General features: G+C 46.4%; 13 protein-coding genes and 1 tRNA gene. 13 read left to right on the top strand and 1 reads right to left on the bottom strand.

The genetic code is table 11. The annotated features are described in order from the left end of the window. Window positions 1-178: 178 nt before the first annotated feature. The 8 genes from SHEWANA3_RS09385 to SHEWANA3_RS09420 all read left to right on the top strand — a co-directional run bounded on the left by SHEWANA3_RS09385 (window position 179) and on the right by SHEWANA3_RS09420 (window position 14,503). The gene (locus SHEWANA3_RS09385) at window positions 179-397 is read left to right on the top strand and encodes a DUF2835 domain-containing protein (RefSeq protein WP_011716791.1); all 219 of its coding nucleotides are present in this window, start codon (window positions 179-181) and stop codon (window positions 395-397) included. Window positions 398-732: 335 nt separating this feature from the next. Next, on the top strand, window positions 733-2,775 hold the full coding sequence (locus SHEWANA3_RS09390; protein WP_011716792.1) for a DUF1302 domain-containing protein: 2,043 nt from the start codon (window positions 733-735) through the stop codon (window positions 2,773-2,775). A gap of 12 nt (window positions 2,776-2,787) precedes the next feature. Beyond that, window positions 2,788-4,152 (top strand): DUF1329 domain-containing protein, encoded by a 1,365-nt coding sequence (locus SHEWANA3_RS09395; RefSeq protein WP_011716793.1) that lies wholly within the window; start codon window positions 2,788-2,790, stop codon window positions 4,150-4,152. Window positions 4,153-4,207: 55 nt separating this feature from the next. After that, window positions 4,208-5,218, top strand: coding sequence for a YCF48-related protein (locus SHEWANA3_RS09400; protein WP_011716794.1), 1,011 nt, complete (start codon window positions 4,208-4,210; stop codon window positions 5,216-5,218). A 31-nt stretch (window positions 5,219-5,249) separates the two neighbouring features. After that, a complete protein-coding gene (locus SHEWANA3_RS09405) occupies window positions 5,250-7,565 on the top strand; it encodes an MMPL family transporter (RefSeq protein ID WP_011716795.1) in 2,316 nt (771 codons plus the stop codon). A 265-nt stretch (window positions 7,566-7,830) separates the two neighbouring features. Further along, window positions 7,831-12,675 carry an NAD-glutamate dehydrogenase gene (locus SHEWANA3_RS09410; RefSeq protein WP_011716796.1) on the top strand — a complete coding sequence of 1,615 codons (4,845 nt, stop codon included), beginning with the start codon at window positions 7,831-7,833 and terminating at the stop codon, window positions 12,673-12,675. 62 nt (window positions 12,676-12,737) lie between these two features. Further along, window positions 12,738-13,757 carry a quinone-dependent dihydroorotate dehydrogenase gene (gene pyrD, locus SHEWANA3_RS09415; RefSeq protein WP_011716797.1) on the top strand — a complete coding sequence of 340 codons (1,020 nt, stop codon included), beginning with the start codon at window positions 12,738-12,740 and terminating at the stop codon, window positions 13,755-13,757. Window positions 13,758-13,969: 212 nt separating this feature from the next. After that, window positions 13,970-14,503, top strand: a complete 534-nt coding sequence (locus tag SHEWANA3_RS09420; RefSeq protein WP_011716798.1) for a cell division protein ZapC — start codon at window positions 13,970-13,972, stop codon at window positions 14,501-14,503. A 516-nt stretch (window positions 14,504-15,019) separates the two neighbouring features. On the opposite strand, the gene adhE is transcribed toward SHEWANA3_RS09420, so the two are convergent. Further along, window positions 15,020-17,620, bottom strand: a complete 2,601-nt coding sequence (gene adhE, locus SHEWANA3_RS09425) for a bifunctional acetaldehyde-CoA/alcohol dehydrogenase (RefSeq protein ID WP_011716799.1) — start codon at window positions 17,618-17,620, stop codon at window positions 15,020-15,022. A gap of 317 nt (window positions 17,621-17,937) precedes the next feature. Here adhE and SHEWANA3_RS09430 point away from each other — a divergent pair, with 317 nt between their 5' ends. From SHEWANA3_RS09430 to SHEWANA3_RS09450, 5 genes are all read left to right on the top strand, one after another. Continuing rightward, window positions 17,938-18,570, top strand: coding sequence for a YchE family NAAT transporter (locus SHEWANA3_RS09430; protein ID WP_011622460.1), 633 nt, complete (start codon window positions 17,938-17,940; stop codon window positions 18,568-18,570). A 257-nt stretch (window positions 18,571-18,827) separates the two neighbouring features. Continuing rightward, window positions 18,828-20,822 carry a methyl-accepting chemotaxis protein gene (locus tag SHEWANA3_RS09435; RefSeq protein ID WP_011716800.1) on the top strand — a complete coding sequence of 665 codons (1,995 nt, stop codon included), beginning with the start codon at window positions 18,828-18,830 and terminating at the stop codon, window positions 20,820-20,822. 203 nt (window positions 20,823-21,025) lie between these two features. Then, window positions 21,026-21,113, top strand: a tRNA-Ser gene (locus tag SHEWANA3_RS09440). 354 nt (window positions 21,114-21,467) lie between these two features. Further along, window positions 21,468-22,703: a tyrosine-type recombinase/integrase gene (locus SHEWANA3_RS09445; RefSeq protein ID WP_011716801.1), complete on the top strand. Its 1,236-nt coding sequence runs from the start codon at window positions 21,468-21,470 to the stop codon at window positions 22,701-22,703. Window positions 22,704-22,754: 51 nt separating this feature from the next. Then, window positions 22,755-23,642 (top strand): HepT-like ribonuclease domain-containing protein, encoded by an 888-nt coding sequence (locus tag SHEWANA3_RS09450; protein ID WP_011716802.1) that lies wholly within the window; start codon window positions 22,755-22,757, stop codon window positions 23,640-23,642. Window positions 23,643-23,806 lie beyond the last annotated feature (164 nt).

The following is a 23,806-nucleotide window of genomic DNA, read 5'->3' on the forward strand; positions in this document are numbered from 1 at the left end:
AAGCCGCTTTATACTGGGGAGTCTAAGGTTTTGCTGTTATGAAGCACTGTAGCGGTTAGATTGTGAGTTACTGTAAGTCCTTATAGTTTATTTACTTTTTGACGAGTCTAATGATGTCACGCATTTTCGCCATAAAGCCTGCTTGGTTCAGCAGGCGCAGATTATTTTGAGTATCAATATGGAATTGTATTTTAAGCTAAACCTAAGCTATCGAGAGTTTTTGCCTTACTACCAAGGCCTTGCCGATAAGGTTGAAGTGCGTGAACGTCAGGGGCGGATCCTCTGGATTAATGGCCGACATTTTAGGCGTTTTTTAACCGATAACGGCATCCATGGACAGTTCAAACTGGTGCTCGATGATAAAGGGCAATTTGTGTCGCTGGAGCAGTTAGCCTAATAAATTGTTGATTTTTACTTAGAGTAATTACTTTAAACGGTCGACTAATTACAATCGCGTAAATATGATATTTTCTTTGTGATTATGTTAATGAAATATAAAGTCTTTTATCTGCTTTTCTCCACGCTTTCTAATCTTCTGCTTTTCTAATTTAAATCCCATTGCCGTAGTAGATGACATAAATGTGTCTACGTGCTTAATTCTTTAGAAAATTTTCTCTAACTGTGCCTTGCTCATGGGGATTAATTGCTGTAACAATGATGTTACCTGTGAGCTAACAAGATGTTGGTTGTAATTCCAAGAACAAAGAATCCAGCAGGGTACGGAGAGCTAAAATGAAAATTGTTAAAAAAAGTTTTAACAAGTCGGCGCTTGCTTTGGGGGTGGCGTCGGCATTGAGTTTATTGATGGTGTCGAATGTTAATGCGGTTGCGTTCGATTGGGGGGAGATACAAGGGACTTTTGACTCGACTTGGACTGCGGGTGCCAGTTGGCGTGTCGGGGAACGCGATTGGGACGGACAAATTGGTAAGGTAAACCAGCCGCAGTTTGATTGGTCAAATTACTCCGCATTTGGCAATACCAAGTACACTTCTGCTGAGATTTGGGCGCAACCTGGTTCTTACTCTAGCAACAACGATTTGAGTAATTTACTTTATTCTCAAGGTGATACTACATCCGAAATCGTTAAAGGATTGCACGAGTTATCCCTTAAGTACGAGAACTATGGCCTGTTCGTTCGTGGCATGTACTTCTACGATCGCAAGCTAAACGATGGTAACTACGACTACAATGACCCGTTAACCGGGAAAGAATACGATCCTTGCCGCGACAGCAAAGCTTCTGAAGTGCAATGTAAGGACATCCGTCTACTGGATGCTTTCGTATACGCGAATTTTGATTTAAACGATGGTGCCAACCCGCTTTCTATCCGCGTAGGTAACCAAGTGGTTTCTTGGGGTGAAAGTACGCTGATCGCCCACGGTATTGGTGAAATCAACCCCGTCGATTTGAACATCCTGAACGCGCCTGGCGCGGAACTTAAAGAAGCCTTCCGTCCTCAGGGTATGGTGTGGGCCTCATTGGGGATCACCGAAAACTTATCGGTAGAAGGTTTCTATCAATATGATTGGGAACCCGTTTGGATCCCAACCCCAGGTTCGATTTTTGCGACCAACGATTTCGCCGGTTACGGTGGTTATAACCAGAACGCGCAATTAGGCTTTAACGCTAACCCAGACATCAATTTAGACTTCTTGACGCAGGAATATCAGAAACTGGCTGGCATGATCGCCAGTGGTCAAACGATTCCTACACAGCAATTGGTGGCAATGGCACTGGCTTATCCCACTAAAGTGACGTTAGTGCAAGATGAGCAAGCCCCAAGCAACGGTGGCCAATATGGTATCAAGTTGGGTTATTACGCCCCTGAGTTAGGCGATACCGAGTTTGGTTTCTACTTTATGAACTACCACAGCCGTCGTCCGCTGATCAGCGGTACCGCCGCCGACTTTAGCACTGGCGCACTGTTGTCAGATCTTGCGGTACTGGGTCAAAACGCGGGTGATATTAACCGTGAATTGCTGCTCAGCTTAAAGAGCTTCTCTAAGGCGCAAATTGTTTACCCTGAAGACATTAAACTCTATGGCTTTAGCTTTAACACTTCGCTTGGCGATACCTCAGTCGGCGCCGAAATCGCTCACCGTCAAGATGAACCACTGCAAATCGATGACGTAGAACTGTTGTTTGCGGGTATGCCACAACAGTTAGCCAACGCGGGCATTCGCCCCGATTTCGACGGCATTTCGCAGATTGATGGCGTACAACCCGGCGAAACCGTTGACGGCTTTGTCCGCCTCGATACCACTCAAGCGCAAGTCACTTTTACTCACTTATTCGGTCCAACTTTGGGATTGGATAACCTGACGATGTTGGCGGAAGTCGGCGGGGTATGGATCCATGATATGCCAGGATTTGATGAACTGCGCCTCAATGGCCCAGGTACCGCACGTTCTGGCGGTAATCCAGATATGCCTGGCATTATCCAAGCGCTGCACAATGGTCCAGAAACCAACCCATTCCCAACGGATTTCGCGTGGGGATACCGTCTGGTGGCCAAAGCGGACTTTAACAACTTGTTTGCGGGCGTGAACATGTCTCCTCGGTTGATTTTCTCACACGATGTCGACGGTATTACGCCTGATCCTATGTTCCTCTTTACCGAAGGACGTAAGTCAGTGGCCTTAGGTGTTAATTTTGAATACCAAAACCGTTGGGGTGCAGACTTATCCTACAACAACTTCTTTGGCGGTGTAGGAACAACCAACGCGATGTCAGATCGTGATTATATTTCTTTCAATATCAAGTATTCGATCTAAAGGACTATAACAATGAAGAAACTGTCGATATTGGCAAGCGCCGTGATGATGGCCCTTGTAGCACCTGTAGCGATGGCAAAGGTATCTGAAGCCGACGCCGCTAAATTAGGTAACGAATTAACGCCATTAGGCGCAGAAAAAGCTGGCAATGCCGATGGCTCTATTCCCGCTTGGGATGGCGGTATTACTAAGCCTGTTGCCGGATACACTAAGGGAATGCATCACCCCGATCCTTTCCCTGAGGATAAAATTGAATTCACTATTACCAATGCGAACAAAGCCCAATACAAGGATTTCTTGACCCCGGGTCAAATGAAACTGTTTGAGCTTTACCCAGATACATACAAGATGAATGTGTACAAAACGCGCCGCAGCGCGTCAGTACCACAATTTGTCTATGATGCGACCAAAGCCAACGCCACTCGCGCAGAACTGGTTGCACAGGGTAATGGTATTGCGGGTGCATCAATTGGTATTCCATTCCCTATCCCTGCCAATGGCTTAGAAGCGATTTGGAACCATATTCTACGCTTCCGTGGTGTGGATGTGGAAACTTCACGTAGCCAAGCGGCACCGACGGCCGATGGCAGCTACACCTTAGTGGAAACCGCTGAGGAAATTCGCTTCGAGTATTCTCGCCCTGAAATCACCCTTGATCAATTAAAGGCCAGCAACACGCTGTTCTACTTTAAACAAGTGGTGACTCAGCCTGCTCGTTTGGCAGGTACGGCACTGTTAGTGAAAGAAACCATGGATCAAGAGGCGCTGCCACGCCAAGCATGGACCTATAACACGGGTCAGCGCCGCGTTCGTAAAGCACCAAACGTTGCTTTTGATACACCGGGTACCGTATCCGATGGTCTACGCACCACAGACGATTTCGACATGTTTAACGGCTCACCCGTGCGTTATAACTGGGAGCTTGTGGGCAAGAAGGAAATCTATATTCCATACAACGACTACAAATTGCACTCAGATAAGCTGAAATATAACCAGATTTTAAAACCCGGTCATATCAATCCTGAGTTTGTCCGTTGGGAAAAACACCGCGTATGGGAAGTGAAGGCAACCTTGAAAGACGGTATGCGCCACATTTACAAAACCCGTGTGATGTATCTTGACGAAGACTCATGGCAAGTCTCGATTGCGGATCTGTATGACAACCGTGATGAACTCTACCGTGTGGCGGTTGCCCACGGCTTGAACTACTACGAAGTCCCAACCCAGTGGGATACCTTAGAAGTGTTCCACGATCTGCAGTCCCGTCGTTATTTGGCCATGGGCTTAGACAACCAGAGTGGAATGTATAACTTCGATGCCAAGTTGAGTGAAGCGAACTTCACCCCAGACGCGCTGCGTCGCGAAGGTATCCGTTAATCAGCCACGGTATAAAGGGGCGCTAAGCGCCCCTCATTAGTTTAAGGAAGTTTGTATGTCGTTTCGCATCCTTCAATGCGCCGCTGCAATCAGTGTTGGTTGTTTATTTTCTTCCCCTTCATTTTCTGCGGTGTCTGAGACTTTCCCGCAAATTCAGCCCTTAGCGGCATCTTCTTTAGTGTTAGATATTGCCCATGCGGGACAGCGTTTAGTCGCCGTGGGCGAGCGTGGCCATGTGCTTGTGCTCAATGACACTTGGCAACAAGTGCCGACACCGACCTCGGCGCAGCTGACAAAAGTGTTCTTTTTAAATGAAAAACTCGGTTGGGCTGTCGGGCACGATGCCACTATTTTACACACCCAAGATGGCGGCCAGACATGGTCGTTACAAATGCAGTCGAGCGAAATCGAAAAACCTTTCCTCGATGTGCTGTTTCTCAATGAGCAGGACGGCATGGCGATTGGGGCGTACGGACTGTTTTATCGAACCCATGATGGCGGCAAGACTTGGGCGGAAGAATTCCACGAAGAGTTGCTGGCCGAAGAAGACGTGTCCTATTTGGCTGAGTTAAAAAATAGCGACCAAGCCGCTTATTTGACCGAGCGCGCCTCGTTACTGCCACATTTTAACCGGATGATCGTGCTTAATGATGGTCGTTTGCTATTAGTCGGAGAGCTTGGGCTTGTTGCAATGTCGGCCGATAAGGGCCAAACCTTTACCCGTACTGGGTTTGATTACGACGGCTCTATGTTCAATGCCATTCAATTGCAGGATGCGGTCTATGTGATGGGACTGAGGGGACACGTGTTTAAGGCGGATTTGAGCCTTGGCCAATGGGATGAGATTGAAATGCCCGTGCAATCATCCATCAATGGCGCTTTGGTGAGCTCAGACACTAGCTTGTACCTAGTGGGGAATGCTGGCGTCGTTATTCAGCTAAATCAGGATGATAGTGCGAGTATTGTCACGCGCCGCCAGGGGGAGAACTTAGTTTCGATTGCCAAAGATAACCAAGGGAATGTGTGGTTATCGGGTAGCCAAGGGCTACTCACTCTAAAGCCATAAATGATAAAACAACAATAACAGGGCCGATAAGATGTTAGAAAAACTGGTCAACGGATTTGAGTCATTTTTATTCCGCAACCGTGCTTGGGTGGTGAGCATTTTTATTTTGCTGACGGTTTTTTTGGGATACCAAGCTAGCCAATTAAAAATGGATGCGGCATTCATTAAAAATATTCCGCTTAATCATAGCTATATGCATACCTACCTCAAACATCAAAAAGATTTTGGTGGCGCGAATAGCATTATGGTGGCGGTGGAAGACACCAGCGGCAATATTTTTAACCCTAACTTTTTCGATACCCTTAAAAACGTTCACGATCAGCTGTTTTTTATTCCCGGTGTTGACCGCTCACAGGTGAAATCTTTATTTTCACCTTCGACCCGTTTTACTGAAGTCGTGGAAGATGGTTTTGCGGGCGGCCCTGTGATCCCCGCAGATTTCACGACCACCGAAGCGGGCTTGAACACGGTGCGCGATAACATTGAAAAAGCGGGCATTGTGGGGCGCTTGATCGCCAACGACTATAGTGCCGCCATGGTGTCGGCCCAGTTGATGGACTTTGATCCACAAACGGGTAAGCCTTTAGACACCATCGCTTTTGCCGCTCAGCTAGAGCAGGAACTTCGCGGTAAGTATGAAACCGATAAGGTGAAAATACATATCATCGGTTTTGCGAAGATGGCGGGTGATGTTGCCGATGGCGCCAAAGGCGTTTTACTGTTCTTCGTGATTGCCATTTTGATCACGGCGGTGATGGTCTATCTATTTTCAAAGTCACTTATCCTGACCCTATTGCCATTAGTTTGTAGCTTAACGGCGGTGATCTGGCAGCTGGGTTTACTGACGGTCATCGGTTTTGGCTTAGATCCCATGTCAATTTTGGTGCCATTCCTCGTCTTTGCTATCGGGGTGAGTCACGGGGTGCAGATGATCAACGCGGTCAGACGCCGGGTGATGGACGGACAAACCACCAAGGCGGCCTCGGCTTCTGCGTTTCGCAGCTTATTGGTGCCGGGCGGGGTAGCGTTGCTTTCTGATACGGTTGGTTTTATCACACTGTTATCCATTGATATCGGTATTATCCGTGAGTTGGCCATTTCGGCCTCACTCGGTGTGGGTGTGATTATTTTCACTAACCTTATCCTTCTGCCTTTAGTGATTTCTTTCACTGAACTCAAGGTTGCACCACAGGGCGCGCCGACCTCGGATGAAGTGCGAGCCGAGGCGATTTGGCGCTACCTTGCCAAATTTGCTACGCCGAAATACGCGGTAGTGGTAATTGTGGCGACCATTGCCTTGTATTTTACGGGTCTGCAACAGGCTAATCAGATGAAAATTGGCGATTTGCAGGGCGGGGCGCCAGCATTGCATCAAGATTCACGCTACAACTTGGACACCTTCTTTATTACAGACCACTTTTCGATCACCACAGATGTGATGACTGTGATTGTAGAAGCGAGCCCAGAGGCCTGTACTTACCACGATATGCTGACGCAAATTGATGAGTTTGAATGGTTAGTGCGTAATACCCCGGGTGTTGAGTCAACCGTCAGCTTGGCCTCGGTAGCGAAAAAAGTGAATGCGGGCTTTAACGAAGGCAACCCAAGATGGGAAGTCTTACCGCGCACCACTGCGAGTTTAGTGCAAGCGATTGGCCAGATCCCAACGACATCGGGCTTGTTAAATGGCGATTGCTCTGTGATGCCTGTGTATCTATTTATGCAGGATCACAAGGCAGAAACTATTGAAACGGTTGTCGCTAAGGTGAAAGCGGTCGCGGCCAAAATGGACAATGACAAGCTGCAATTTAAGTTGGCGTCTGGCCCTGTTGGAGTGATGGCGGCGACCAACGAAGCGGTAGCGGAAGCTCAATTACCTATGATGATTTATGTGTATGGCGCGGTATTTGTACTTTGCCTTATCAGCTTTAAGTCATTAAAAGCGACAGTCGCGGTGATTATTCCGCTCTATGTGGTCTCCACACTGGCGCAGGCACTGATGACTCAACTTAATATTGGCTTAGCAGTCAGTACCTTACCCGTAATTGCGCTGGGTGTGGGTATCGGTGTTGACTACGGTATTTATATCCTGTCGACCATGTCATCTAAGTTGTCGAATGGAATGCCAGTACAGCAAGCCTACTATGAAGCGTTAGTCGAGCGGGGCAGTGCGGTGATCTTCACTGGTCTGACATTAGCGATTGGGGTGAGTACTTGGTTTTTCTCGGCGCTTAAGTTCCAAATGGACATGGGGATCCTGCTCACCTTCATGTTTGTGGTAAATATGTTGGGCGCCATAATTATCCTGCCCGCACTGGCAGCGGTATTCTGGCGGCAGGCTAAGTAGATACAAACAATGGGGAGTTTTTGACTCCCCATTGTCTTTGAATATAAACGCTGTTTTTTTGATTTTTTGCTCACCTGTTATCACATCTTTACGCTCTGGCTGGAATTACAGAGGATGTACCACTAAAATTTTCCTCGAAATACAGAGGATTTAGTAATAAACTTCGCGCGATGATCTGGATCACACTAATTTTCTGAGATCGTTAAGCCGAAGCATCCAAATAATGAAAAAAAGCGCTGCCATAGACGCTTAAGGAAACAGCAACATGGCCTTGAAAGATGCAATGCCTTCAGTACTACTTGAAAATGTAGTCAGTTTAATTCACGCTAAAGTCCCTAATTCACAAGCCAAGCAAGTTGAACAGTTCGCGACCTGCCTTTATGCACACATGTCGAAAGACGACCTCAATGCGCGTAACGACAGCGACCTGTATGGTGCGGTTCTCAGTTTATGGAATGCACTAAACAAAACCCCGAAAGGGGAGACTCACCTCAGAGTATTCAATCCAAGTCAGTCAAAGCACGGCTGGCAATCAACTCATTCGATCATTGAAGTTATCCAACCTGACATGCCATTCCTGGTAGATTCAGTTGGTATGGCATTGAATCGTATGGGTATTACGGCTCATATGATGTTACACACTCCGCTGGCGATTGAGCGTTCAGCCCAAGACGTAACCAAAGTCACTTACCTGAATCAAAGCCCTGACAGCACTGAACACGTTGCCGTTTTCCTGATTGAAATCGACCGTCAAAGCAGCAGTGTGGATATCAAAGCCCTTGAGCGTGAAATCCAATCTGTGCTGGGTGATGTGGCTGCATCAGTCAACGACTGGAGCGCGATGTCAGCTAAGCTGAGTGAGACCATTAAAGAGTTACCTAAGCGTCCATTCCCCGGTGAGAAGCAAGAGTTAGAAGAAGCGATTAACTTCTTAACTTATCTTAATAATCATCACTTTACCTTACTGGGTTACCGTCAATACGATTTAAAACGTGTTGAAGGCGACGTCGAGCTAGTGCCGAATATGGCCTCTAGTTTAGGTCTAATGAATAAGCACCATAAGACTCAGCCAGAGCAAGGTTTGTTATTATCAAGCTTCTCTGACAGCGCCCGTAAAGAAGCCTTAGACCACAGTTTACTGATCCTGACCAAGAGCAGCGCCAAGAGCCGCGTGCACCGTCCTGCCTATGTGGACTATATCGGTATCAAACGCTTCGACAAGAAAGGCAATGTGGTCGGTGAAGACAGATTCATTGGTTTGTACGCCTCAAACGTGTATAACCGCAGCCCACGTGAGATCCCGCTGCTGAACGAAAAAGTCCAGCGCGTATTAGACCGTTCAGGTTTAACGCCACGTTCTCACGACTATAAAGCCCTGCTGAACATTCTCGAAAACCTGCCGCGCGATGAGCTAATTCAAGCCAATGTGGATGATTTAGCACACACGGCGCACGGTGTGCTCGAGATGCAAGACAGGGACAAGCTGAAACTCTTTGTTCGCAAAGATGGTTTCGGTCGTTTCTTATCCTGTTTAGTGTACGTTTCAAAAGATCGTTACAACACTAAACTTCGCCAAGATACCCAGCGTATTCTGGCTCAGCATTTCAACAGCAAAGAAGATGTAGAGTTTACGACGTATTTCTCCGAGTCAACCCTGGCCCGTACTCACTACATTGTCAAAGTTGATAACAATAATATGGATGTAGATGTGGCTGCCATTGAAAACAATTTAATTGAAGCGGCACGCTCGTGGGAAGATAAGTTAAATACCGCGCTAAACACTGCCTTAGGTGAAGAAGCCGGTACTCATCTGATGAAGCGTTACGCTAACGCCTTCGAACAAAGCTATAAAGAAGACGTATTACCAAGCTCTGCCGTTGTGGATATGCAACAGCTTGAAGCGCTGGATGACGAACACAAGTTAGGCATGTTGTTCTATCAACCGCAGGAAGCGGCGTTGAACGACAACAAAGTGCGTTTAAAACTGTTCCATAAAGATGAGCCAATCCATCTTTCTGACGTACTGCCGATGCTGGAAAACTTTGGTCTGCGCGTGATCAACGAGCGCCCATACGAAGTGACGACTTCAGACGGTTCTACCTTCTGGATCTTAGACTTCTTAATGACGGTTAAAGTCACTAATACTGACAATATCGCAGACAGCCAAGACAGATTCCAAACTGCACTCTCTCAAGTGTGGCAAAAGAAATTAGAAGATGACGGCTTTAACCGCATCATTCTAGCGTCAGGTTTAACTGGCCGTGAAGTGTCAGTACTGCGTGCTTACGCTAAGTACATGCGTCAAATCGATGCGACATTCAGCCAAGCTTATATCGAAGAAACCTTCGGCCGTTACCCACAAATCGCTGATTTGTTGGTGAAAATGTTTATCCGTAAGTTCAATCCAAAACTGAAGACCCGTACTCTGGGCAAGTTTATGGAGCAGATCAACCTACGTTTAGACGAAGTATCGAGCCTAGATGATGACCGTATTATCCGTCGTTACCTCGATCTGATTAATGCAACGCTGCGTACCAACTTCTACCAACTGGATGCCAAAGGCGAATCTAAGAGTTATATCTCGTTTAAATTCATGCCTTCGTTAATTCCAGAAATGCCGCGCCCGCTGCCGAAATTCGAAATTTTCGTTTATTCGCCACGGGTTGAAGGTGTGCATTTACGTTACGGTAAAGTGGCTCGTGGTGGTCTGCGTTGGTCTGACCGTCGTGAAGACTTCCGTACTGAAGTGCTTGGCTTAGTAAAAGCACAACAAGTGAAGAACACCGTAATCGTACCTGTGGGCGCGAAAGGTGGTTTCGTTTGTAAACAGCTGCCAACTGAAGGTGGCCGCGAAGCCTTCTTCACCGAAGGTCAAGAATGTTACCGCATCTTTATCCGTGCGCTGCTCGATATCACTGATAACATCGTTAACGGCGAAATCGTTCATCCGGTGGATGTGGTCCGTCACGATGAAGATGACCCATATTTAGTGGTCGCGGCAGACAAAGGTACTGCAACCTTCTCGGATATCGCTAACGCCATTTCGCAGGAATACAACTTCTGGTTAGGCGATGCGTTCGCGTCGGGCGGTAGTAACGGTTACGACCATAAGAAAATGGGTATCACGGCCAGAGGTGGTTGGGAATCGGTTAAGCGTCACTTCCGCGAAGTGGGTATCGATTGTCAAACCACAGACTTTAGCTGTTTAGGTATTGGTGACATGGCGGGTGACGTATTCGGTAACGGTATGTTGTTGTCTAAGCACACAAAACTTGTGGCTGCGTTCAACCACATGCATATCTTTGTCGACCCGAATCCAGATACTGCAGCCAGCTATGAAGAACGTGCCCGTTTATTTGCACTGCCACGTTCAACCTGGGAAGACTACAACAGCAAGCTGATTTCTAAGGGCGGCGGTATCTTCCTGCGTTCATCTAAGTCAATTCCATTGTCTGCTGAAATGAAGCAAATGCTGGAAACGGAAAAGACCTCGATGACCCCGACTGAACTGATGAAAGAACTGCTGAAAATGCCAGTGGATCTGATTTGGAACGGTGGTATCGGTACTTATGTTAAGTCATCACGCGAAACTCATGCTGAAGTGGGCGACCGCGCTAACGATGCACTGCGTGTCAATGGCCGCGAACTGCGCGCCAAGATCGTGGGCGAGGGTGGTAACTTAGGTTGTACTCAGTTAGGTCGTATCGAATACGCAGCTAACGGCGGTCGTATCAACACTGACTTCGTGGATAACGTGGGTGGTGTGGACTGTTCTGACAACGAAGTTAACATCAAAATTCTATTAAACGCGTTAGTGGCTGAGGGTGAACTGACACTCAAGCAACGTAACCGTTTACTGGAAGAGATGACTGAAGAAGTCGGCCAAATCGTACTGCAGGATTGTAAAGATCAAACCCGTACGATTTCGGTCACCCAAGTCCGTGGTGCTGAGCAGTTAAAAGAACAAATTCGCTTTATCCAGTATCTGGAAAAAGAAGGCAAGTTAGACCGCGCCTTAGAATTCTTACCGTCGGAAGAAGAGCTGGCAGAACGTTTAGCCAATGGCCGCGCCTTAACGCGTCCTGAGCTATCGGTGCTGGTAGCGTACGCTAAGATGGTACTGAAAGAGCAGTTACTGACTCAAGAAATCACCGAAGACACGCTGCTGAGCCAACTGTTGATTGCTTACTTCCCGAAACAACTTCAGGAACTGTACAGCCACAGAATGGTGACGCACCCACTGCGCGGTGAAATCATCGCCACGTCACTGGCCAACGAATTGGTCAACGACATGGGTCTGAACTTTGTTCAACGTATGCAAGATGAGACTGGTGCCTCAGTTGCCGACGCGGCAATTTGTTACACTATGGCTCGCGAAGTGTTTGGTTTAGCTGAATTAACTAAAGCGATCACTGACTTAAACGGTATTGTTCCTGCTGTGGTTCAGGGCGAAATGCTGCATCAATTACGTCGCAACATGCGCCGTGCATGCCGCTGGTTCCTGCGTCACCGCAACCGTACTTGGAGCATCGAGCAAACTGTAGCCTTCTTCAAACCTGTATTTGAACAAATCAAAGCGAATGTTCATTCTTACTTGGTAGAAGAAGAAGCGGCGGGTATCCAAGCTGAGATCAACGCTCTTATCAAAGAGAATGTGCCTCAGGAAGTGGCAACCGTCGTGGCTAACATGAGCACGCTGTTCTCGGCGCTGGATATTGCGCAAATTGCCCAAGCCGAAGAGAAAACAGTTGAGCTCGTTGCCGAGACATATTTCAAACTCGGTGCCCGCGTTGAGCTGCACTGGTTCCTAGAGCAGATCAGTGCACAGCCTGTGGCAAACCATTGGCAAGCACTGGCTCGTGCAGCCTTTAGGGAAGAGTTGGATTGGCAACAACGTGCGTTGACGTCAGTGGTCTTAAGAACATGCAGTGAAACCTGTGACGCCCAGAGCGTTATTTCTCAGTGGATTGATACCAATCAAGCCCTACTGGAAAGATGGTTCCATATGCTCGCTGACTTCAAAACGTCGCAAAGCCATGAGTTTGCTAAGTTCTCTGTCGCCCTGCGTGAACTGAACCTTCTGATCCTTCATTGCGAAGGCCATAAGTAAACTTTTATAACAATCAGAAGCCCTGGCGATCGCCGGGGCTTTTTTTAGGTCGAGGAAAATACATGTTTTATAAAATCGCACAGAAAGTCATGTTTCAGATGGATCCTGAGCGAGCGCATAATCTAGCCATTGGCAGCCTGAAAATGACAGGCAACAGCCCATTGAATGCGTTTTATGCCCAGAATATTGCGCCAGCGCCCGTCAGCTTTATGGGACTGACTTTTCCAAACCCTGTCGGTCTTGCCGCAGGTATGGATAAAGATGGCGAATCGATCGATGCCTTTCATGCGATGGGATTTGGTCATGTTGAAGTGGGCACTGTGACCCCAAGACCACAACCCGGTAATGATTTACCCCGTTTATTTAGATTAAAACCTGCAAAGGCGATCATTAATCGCATGGGTTTTAATAACAAAGGTGTCGATAATCTGGTCAAAAATTTGATCGCAAAGAAAACCGATATCATGGTTGGGGTCAATATTGGTAAAAATAAAGACACTCCAGTAGAGCAGGGCAAAGACGATTATTTGATCTGCATGGATAAAGTTTATCCCTATGCGGCCTATATTGCGGTGAATATTTCATCACCGAATACACCCGGATTACGATCGCTGCAATATGGCGATCTATTAGATGAATTATTAAGCGCATTAAAAACCAAGCAACTTGAGTTGGCCGAGAAACATAAAAAATATGTGCCAATTGCCCTTAAAATTGCGCCCGATTTAACCACGGAAGAAATCGAAAATATTGCGCAATCCTTGATTAAAAACAAGTTTGATGGTGCGATTGCGACTAACACAACGTTAACCCGTGACGGTGTAAGCGGCCTTGCGAATGCCAATGAAAGTGGTGGGTTAAGTGGTAAGCCATTGACAGAGCTTTCAACTAAAGTGATCAAACAATTAGCCACCGGTTTAAATGGCCAGATCCCGATCATTGGTGTTGGTGGAATTAACAGTGCTGAAGATGCGTTAGCAAAATTTGATGCCGGCGCGACTATGGTACAGATTTACTCAGGTTTTATTTACCAGGGTCCAAAGTTAATTAAAGAAATTGTTGAAGCTTATCGCTTAAAATAATGATCTTTAGATCAATATAGGATCTAAAATAGGATCTAAAATAGGATCTTTTAATAATAACTGCGATCTAAAACGATCATTAGATCGCAGTTAAGATCTCAAAACAGATCCACTAAGTAATTGTTAACTAATCTGTATTTTATTATTTTTATTTTGATATTGAATAAAATATCTACTATGATGTGCGAGTGTTCAAATAGTAGGTAAACGTTATGTTATTATTGCCACAAAAGGATTGGCACTGGAAATATAACGATTCGTATGGTGTATTAGGCGTTTCGTTAGGTGCCGAGATAGAGTTTCTGACAGCTTATAAAGCAAAATCATTAATTCCTGATGCCTTATCAAGCATGGAATTTAATATTGCGCACGCCAAATTTTATATGAGCTTGCTCGACAAGTTGCCGAAAACCTTATCCCTTACCGATGCTGCCATAGTGCAAATCGCCCTAAATGCAACTGCCGCGCATTTTATGCTGACACCGCAAATGCCAAAATCATGGTTTTTTGATTGCAGCGATGTGTGCGTATTTAGCGATGTGGGTAAAGTCTTTGAGCTTAAATGCCAAAAACAACGTGCGCTAGTCTTAGTCATCGAAAATACCCTACAATCCGCGTTAGTGATGTTATTATCGCCAGAATGTGTGTTATCCGGCGCTAAAACCATGACGCAATTTGAAACCATTAAGGTGATGCATAATCGCTTACACCCATTAAGGGTACAGCGCCATGTTGTTGCGGCATAAATGACGGTCTAGCCAAGTCTTGGCCGTCATTATTTATTGCGAGCTATTGCCAACATAGCTTGGTATTTTTCATTATTTTCGCACGGTTTTCCGCTTATCTGACACTATTCATTTACCCTATAAATAGACATGATTTACTGAAAGGTCAATTTAGAATATCGACAGCGTTATATCTCCTTATTAATCCAAATTATAGGCTTTAGTGATACTTATCATCCCGATGTTTGAACGCAAGATATGTGGGTAAATATAGATATGAGCGCTCTAGGATTGCTCTCCATTTATCTTAGAAATGGTGTTAATAAACTATTGGGTGAGGATAGACAATAAGTTTAGGTACGCGATTCATTCGATTGGTAAAGCTTAAGAGAAGTCGACCAGTTGAATATATCTTCAAATTTCTTTGTCGATACTTTAGTGAATAATGGGCTTTGTTTGCCTATATCGCTAAGGAAACAAAGCCCAGTCAATTTACTTACTACTTAATGCACTATTTTTATGTACTATTTTAATGTGCTATTGCTCGGTGAAGGGGCGGCCATAGTAGCTGTCGAGCAGTAGCTGTTTTAGCTCACTAATCAAGGGGTAGCGAGGGTTGGCGCCAGTACATTGATCATCGAAGGCATCCTCGGCGAGCTCGTCTAGTTTGGCGAGGAAGTCGGCTTCGTTAACTCCCGCTTCTTGGATAGATGCTGGAATGCCCAGCGTCTTCTTGAGTTGCTCGATTTTTTCCAGCAATTTCTCGACTTTTTCCGCATCTGAGTTTCCATCTAAGGCTAAATGATCGGCAATGGCCGCGTAGCGACAGAGGGCTTTGGGTCTGTCGTATTGGCTGAATGCGGCTTGCTTAGTGGGTAAGTCGGTCGCATTAAAGCGGATCACGTTACTAATGAGTAGCGCATTGGCCAGCCCATGGGCTAAGTGAAACTCGGCGCCCAGTTTATGGGCCATAGAGTGACAGATCCCAAGAAAGGCGTTGGCAAAGGCGATACCAGCTATAGTCGCGCCATTGTGCACTTTTTCACGGGCGATAGGGGATGCGCCGCCAAGCTGATAAGCATCGGGTAAATATTTGCACAGTAGGTCAAGTGCTTGCAGGGCTTGACCATCGCTGTACTCATTCGCCATTACGCTGACATAGGCTTCGAGTGCGTGGGTGATTGCATCAATTCCGCCGAAAGCGGTTAAGGATTTCGGCATATCCATCACCAGATTCGGGTCAACAATCGCCATGTTTGGGGTGAGTTGATAGTCGGCGATGGGGTACTTTTTACCGGTTTGTTCATCGGTCACCACGGCAAAAGGTGTGACCTCTGAGCCTGTGCCGGATGTGGTGGGGATTGCCACCATAGTGGCTTTGACGCCCATTTTAGGGAATTTATAGATACGTTTACGGATATCCATAAAGCGCAGGGCTAAATCGGCAAAATCGACATCGGGATGCTCGTACATCACCCAAATAATCTTGGCCGCATCCATGGGCGAGCCACCGCCTAAGGCGATAATCACATCGGGTTTAAAGCTATTGGCGACTTTGGCACCTTGGCGCACTGTGGCCAGTGTGGGATCGGCTTCCACCTCGTAAAAGACTTCGGTTTCAAGACCCTGGGCTTTTAAAATCTTTAAGGTTTCGTCGCAATAACCTTGGTTAAACAGGAATCTGTCGGTCACTACGAGGGCGCGTCTTTTATCGCTCAATTCTTCAAGGGCGATGGGTAAACTGCCGCGGCGGAAGTAGATAGACGAAGGAAGCTTGTGCCACAGCATATTTTCAGCCCTCTTAGCGACGGTTTTCTTATTGATTAAATGGCTTGGACCGACGTTTTCAGAAATCGAGTTTCCGCCCCAAGAGCCGCAGCCTAAGGTGAGCGAGGGAGCGAGTTTAAAGTTGTACAAATCGCCAATTCCGCCTTGTGATGCTGGAGTATTGATTAGAATTCGCGCGGTTTTCATTCTAAAACCAAAGGTTTTCACCCGCTCGGTTTGGGTGTCTTGGTCAGTATATAAGCCGGATGTGTGGCCAATGCCGCCTAAGGCAACTAAGGCTTCGGCTTTATCGAAGGCGTCATTGAAATCGGCGGCGCGGTACATGCCAAGTAAAGGAGAGAGTTTTTCGTGGGCAAAGGCTTCGGCCTCAGTGATATCCGTGACTTCACCAATCAAGACCTTGGTAGTGTAGGGGACATCAATGCCCGCCATTTGCGCTATGGTCGCGGCGCTTTGGCCGACGATATCGGCATTTAAGCCGCCATTTTTAAGGATAACTTGTTGCATTGCAGCGGTTTGCGCTGCATTTAAGAGATAACCACCGTGGGTCGCGAAGCGCTCTTTAACTTGTTCGTAGATACTATCGACTACAATCACCGCTTGCTCTGAGGCACAGACAACACCGTTATCGAAGGTTTTAGACATCAGAATCGAGCTGACCGCGCGTTTTATATCGGCGGTTTCATCAATCACAATTGGCGTGTTACCCGCACCCACGCCAATGGCGGGTTTGCCGGAGGAGTAGGCGGCTTTCACCATTCCTGGGCCACCTGTGGCGAGGATAAGGTTCACTTTAGGGTGGGTCATCAATTGGTTGGAAAGTGCCACACTGGGCTCATCAATCCAACCGATAATGTCCTTGGGCGCACCGGCGGCAATGGCGGCATCTAGCACCAGTTTGGCCGCTGTGGTGGTCGAGACTTTTGCCCTTGGGTGAGGGGAGAAAATAATCGCATTGCGGGTTTTAAGGCTTATCAACGCTTTGAAGATGGCGGTGGAGGTGGGATTCGTGGTGGGAACAATCCCACAGATAATGCCCACTGGCTCGGCGATTGTGATAGTGCCGAAGGTCGGGTCCTCAGATAAAATCCCGCAGGTCTTTTCATCTTTATACTTGTTGTAAATGTACTCGGAAGCAAAGTGGTTTTTAATCACTTTGTCTTCAATCACCCCCATTCGGGTTTCGGCTGCGGCCATTTTCGCGAGCGATATACGTGCATCGGCGGCGGCCAAAGCTGCGGCGCGGAAAATGGCATCGACTTGGGCTTGGCTAAAACTGGCATATTCGGCTTGCGCTTTGGCGACGCGCTCGACCATGAGATCCAGTTCTTGAGCATTGGTTACTGTCATGATTAAAACTCCTAAAAAGATTTAGGGAATGCGCGATTCGCTAAATCTTCTTTATGATGAAAAATTACACCTAAAGCCTAAGTGAAAGTGTGATCGTTCAGTCAGTTTGGCGCTTTTATGTAATAAAAATACAGTAACAATGATCTGTTTTAGCCTCTTTGCCCTAAAATGAGTCGAGTATCTAAAGCAGCTATTACTCAAACTTGTGATTTAACCTCAAAAATCTCATTTTTCAGTCATCTGTGGTTAAGCTACTATACTTGCCCTTACGGTTAGTTTGATGAAATTGGCGTGACACGCTCAATAAGGACTGCAACTTGGAGTTAACACTTTACGTTAAATTTTTTCTTGGCCTGGTTGCCATTATCAACCCCATTGGTTTGTTGCCAGTGTTTGTGAGCTTAACCAGCCATCAAACCGAAGCCGAGCGCAACCATACGGGTAAAGTGGCTAACTTTGCTGTGGTGGTGATCCTGCTGGTGACCATAGTGGCGGGACAACATATTTTGAATATGTTTAGCATTTCACTTTCGGCCTTTAGGATCGCTGGCGGCACGCTGATCGCGATTATTGCGATGTCGATGTTGCAGGGTAAATTGGGCGAGGTGAAACGCAACCAAGAGGAAGACCGCGAATCTTCGGCCATGGAGTCAGTGGCTGTGGTGCCGTTAGCCTTGCCGTTAATGGCTGGCCCTGGTGCGATCAGCTCGGTTATTGTATTTGCCGCAGAGCATAATTCCTTCTCCAATTTTGTGGCGATGTTCATTACCGTAATCATTTTTGGTTTGGTGAGTTTCGCCCTGTTCAGAATGGCGTCAATCATCTACAAAATTCTTGGTAAAACAGGGATTAACGTTATTACCCGTTTGATGGGGCTTTTAATGCTGTCGATCGGGATTGAGGTAATTGCCGCTGGGATTAAAGGGCTGTTCCCACAACTTTTTAGCTAAAATTGAAGATGGGAGGACACCAAGTCCTCCCTTGTTTTAGGTGTGGCATTGGCACAATTATCGACCTAGTTCTTTTGGTTTCCCTTAAGTCTTATTCTCCGACAAGAGAAGGTCTTCTACCACGCTAATGAATGCAAGCATCTGTTTTTTAGGTGTTTAGCAGTTGCTAAATTAGCGCAAAATGGTCGTTATCGTGTTAATCCTATGCTATACCTTATTTGTCTTACCTTTTAACCCCATCTAATAAGGATATCGCTATGAAATGGCAATGGATTGGCAACCTCAGCTTAAAGCAAAAATTACTTATGGTTGTATTGCCACCGTTATTTGCGTGTTTTCTGTATGGTGCGTTGTTTCTCATTGAAAAATATGAATATCGTCAAGAGCTCAAGCTGATTGTGCAATTGAGTGAACTGGCCGTCACCAACAGTAACTTGGTGCATGAATTACAAAAAGAGCGCGGCATGAGCGCTGGCTTTATTGGCTCAGCCGGTAAAGCCTTTGCAGGCAAAATTCCTGGTCAAAGACAGTTGACCGACACTCAGTTGAGACAATTCCAGGATTTCATTGCAAACAATGCGTTACCCGAAGTATTTGCGCCTAAGTTGCGGGAGATAAACACCCAACTTGGCCGCCTTTCTAGCATACGTTCTCAGGTCGATAGCCTATCCATTAGTGTGGCCGATGAAGTGGCCTATTACACCGACTTAAACAAACAGCTATTAGCCATCGTCGATGAAACGGCAAAGGCGGGGGCTAACCAAGAAATTGCCATTAAGGCTGCAGCATTCAGTGCCTATCTACAGATGAAGGAGAGGGCGGGGATTGAGCGGGCGGTACTGAGTTCAACCTTCGGACAAGCAGGCTTTAAGCCTAAGGTTTATGCCAAGTTTATTACCTTAGTCTCTGAGCAAAATACGTATCTTGAGCGCTTCTTGGCGCTGGCCACGCCCAATTTGGTGGATGGTATTCGCCAGCTGCAAAATGGTAACGAAGTTAAAGAGGTTGAGGCATTAAGACAAATAGCAACCGATCAAGATAATCAGAAAATTCAACAACAAAACCCAGAGGATTGGTTTGCTAAATCCACGGCGCGTATCGACCGTTTGCGTGACTTTGAGCAACAAGTTTCTGCTGATCTGTTAAAAACCACCACAGACCGACTCTTTACTGCCAACAAGCATATGTTCTTCGTGCTGGTGACCTTAACTGTGGTGCTAGTCTTAGTGTTATTGCTGAGTTTGTCGGTGATCCGTTATCTACACGACAGTGTGCATCATGTGTATTCGACGGTGACCAAGGCAAGAAAACATTATGATCTTAGTGTGCGCTTAACCCAAAACAGCTCGGATGAATTTGGGGAATTAGCCATTGCATTCAACGATATGATGAATGATTTCGAGAGTGTTATCCTGCAAGTGCGTGCTAGCGCTAGCAAGTTACAGCAAGCGGTAGAGCAAATGGATGTGTGCACCCACGCAATGGAGCAAGATGTGATGGCAGGGCACAGTGAGGCTGAGCAAGTGGCCTCGGCAATGACAGAGATGAGCGCAACCGTGGCAGAAATCGCCAGTAACGCCGTTAATGCCTCGGAAGCTTCCACCGCGGCGAACCATGAAGCGAAAGCGGGTAATATCGAAGTGGGCCGCACCAGTGCCGCCATTAAGGCTTTAGCCAATGATATTGATGGCGCCTCTAAAGCCATTAATGAACTCGACCGTGAAATCCACGGTATTGTGGTGGTGCTCGATGTGATCAGCGGCATCGCCGAACAAACGAATCTACTCGCGCTTAATGCGGCAATTGAAGCGGCAAGGGCTGGCGAAATGGGACGAGGCTTTGCTGTAGTGGCCGATGAGGTGCGAAGCCTCGCGCAGCGCTCACAAACCTCGACCTCGGATATTAAGAACATGACGGATAGACTCAAATCGGGTGCCAGCATCGCCGTTAAAGCGATGGAGCGCGGGCTGATGCAGGCCAATAACAGCGTGCACGAAGCCGAGCAGGCGGGGATTGAGCTTAAACGCATCGTAGAGCAAGTGGATATTATCGACCGCATGAATGAACAAATTGCCACGGCAACCCATGAGCAGTCTGCCGTGTCAGAGGATGTGAATCGCAATGCATTAAAAATCAGTGAAATTTACCTCAATACCCAGAGGATTTCGGATGAATTACGGGAATTGACCAAAGCACTGACCTACGATGCGGCCTTAATGTCTAAGGAAGTGAACAAGTTCCACGTCAATTAATGGTGAAAGCCGGACATAAATCCCACTTTATCAGGCGGTTTGTTTAGCAATTGCGCAACCGCCTGAAATCCTCTCTTTTTTACTTGACCACCCACAGGCTTTTGCGTACAGTACCGCTCCGTTAACGACGAAAGCTTACGAGTAAAGCTTATGAAGTTGTAACATCGTGGCTGATTAACACGTGAAACTAATCACAACAATCTGGTGAGATGTCCGAGTGGCCGAAGGAGCACGCCTGGAAAGTGTGTATACGGAAACGTATCGAGGGTTCGACTCCCTCTCTCACCGCCATATTCAAGTTTAAAGACGTCCTAGGACGTCTTTTTTCTTACCTGTATTTTATTAAAATCAATAACTTACCATCCTATATTGTTTAATAACATCCTACTGCATCCGAAATTTTTAGTCATGCCAAAAGTAATGCCAAGGAAATTTGATAAATTTTGGCATTACTTTCGGCTTCAAAAATATCCTTTTTTATGTCGTTTTTTACTTGATTATCTCGATTTTATGGCCCAGATTTAACTTGGCAATATCCTGATTTATCTGAATTTATTCAGTGAAAAGTAATGCTTGATTTTAGAGTGCGAAATAATGCCAAAATCAAGCATTACTTTTGGGCTAAATTTGAGGGGGTAGAACGGTATGGGAAGGAGTACAAATAAGCTGACTGCAAAAGCGGTGCTCAATGCTAAAGCGGAAGCAAAGCCCTATAGATTGTCAGATGGTGGCAATCTCTATCTCTATGTGCGCACTGCAGGGAAAACGTGGGAATTTAGATACATACGTCCCTCCACCAGCAAACCCACCTATTTTGGTTTAGGTTCATACCCTGACGTATCCTTAGCTGAGGCGCGTGATAAAGCGCTAGAAGCGCGAAAAAACTTGGCCGAAGGCATCGACCCTCAACTACTTAAAGTTGAAAACAAATTAAAAGCCGCAACAGAGAACGCTCAAACTCTCAAGCATATTGCGCAAATGTGGATGGACTCAAAGCAGGGAAGCATTAAGCCTAAAACCATCGAAGGCAATTGGCGCAAGCTTGAGCTGTATGCCTTCCCTAAACTGGGGAGTATTGCGATTAGCAGACTCACGGCTCCCATAGCCATTGCTGCGCTCAAGCCCCTAGAGCAGAAGGGGCATCTTGAAACGGTTAAGCGTACCGCTCAGTTGCTGAATGAAATCATGAACTTTTCAGTTAACTCTGGTTACATTCACGCCAATCCGTTGTCAGGTATTCGAGAAGTTTTTAGAAAGAGCAAAGTAGAACATCTGAAAGCATTAAAACCAGCAGAGCTAGCTGAGTTGTTGCAGACCATTGCAAACGCCAATTTATTGTTAACGACCCGGTGTTTGATTGAATGGCAATTGCACACAATGACCAGGCCAAATGAAGCGGCCGGAGCCCGTTGGGAAGAAATCGATTTTGATGCCAAACTTTGGACTATTCCTGAATCACGCATGAAAATGAATCGTGAGCATATTATCCCGCTTACAGAGCATACCCTCACAATACTTGAAACTGTTAAGCCGATTAGTGAACAGAGCCAATTTGTCTTTCCATCATCTAAAGATCCTCAAAAGCACACAGATCCAGAAACCATCAACAAAGCATTAGGGCGCATGGGATTAAAGGGAAGAACAACGGGGCATGGTTTACGCTCACTGGCGAGCACTACCTTAAACGAGCAAGGCTTTGATGGTGATGTCATTGAGGCCGCGTTAGCCCACGTTGATAAAAACCAAATCCGCAGTGCCTACAATCGCACGACCTACCTAGAGCGACGGACCAAGTTAATGGAGTGGTGGAGCAATCATATTGCCACTGCGGCTGTCGGGTCTTTGTCAGTCACAGCGGGTTCAAGAAAATTAGGTGGATGACCTGTTGAGGCCGAATAGATATCTCCCTGAGCTACAAGGTTAGGGGACGTGATGAAGTTCGACTTAGGATTGGTACACTTACAATATGACAATTTCAAAGCCAAACCAATGACGATCGAACAGATCCAGAATTTGCATCAACTAAGCGCTTTAGCTGCAAGCCATCCTGAGGTGGCGGTATTATGGCTTTATGGTTCGCAGGCGAAAGGAAATGCTAGCGAGCATAGCGATTGGGATTTAGCCGTCGCATTCGACCCGGTAAAGGCAGATAGTGTGCTTGATACTCGTATTAGAGCTGAACTGCTTGCTATGGATTGGCAAAGAGCATTGGGGCTAGCCGAAGGGAAGCTTTCAGTTGTCGATATCAATCTAGCACCAATCCCTTTGGCCTACGGTATCATTAATGCCAACAAACTTATTTTTAGTCGAGATGAAGGTCGAAGAATGCAAGAAGAGTCCCGCATTATGTCGCAAATGGAACTCGATTATTCAGCCCCAAGCCACTTTATTATTTTGGATAATGCCTATATCACGTCATTGAGTTTAAGCCTTAGCCAGTACCAAGCCGAACTTGGAGAGTTACGTCAATTACTTAGTCAGCGTTCCTTATCTAATCTCGAATATCGAGCAGCAGAGCGCACACTACAGGTCTCTATTGAAGCTTGCATTGACATTGCAAAACACTGGGCTAAGGCACTTGCAGGACATAGTCCGCAGGATGCCTACCAAACATTTGAGATCCTGTGTCAACGAGGAACACAAACAGCTGATGAATTAAATGGCTGGCGTAAAGTGATAGGCCTGCGTAATGCTCTGGTACATGATTATCTGAATATTGACCCTGAGATCATCCGCAGTGTGATCTCTCAAGGTTATAGCGATAGATTATTTGCCTTTGCAGAGCAGGAGTTGGAATGGTTATCTTTGAAGACTGACTAAAGGGGCCTCCAGACTCTTATATTGAAGTGAACATCACTAATGTGAACTTGTTTGCTTAAACTTCCAATATATGAATGCTAACTCTTGGTACATTACGAAAACCCACTTTAAGCATATTCTTATACATAGTCACGAAGACAGGTTGAAAATATTCACAAGTTAAG

Source organism: Shewanella sp. ANA-3 (assembly GCF_000203935.1).
Taxonomy (GTDB): domain Bacteria; phylum Pseudomonadota; class Gammaproteobacteria; order Enterobacterales; family Shewanellaceae; genus Shewanella.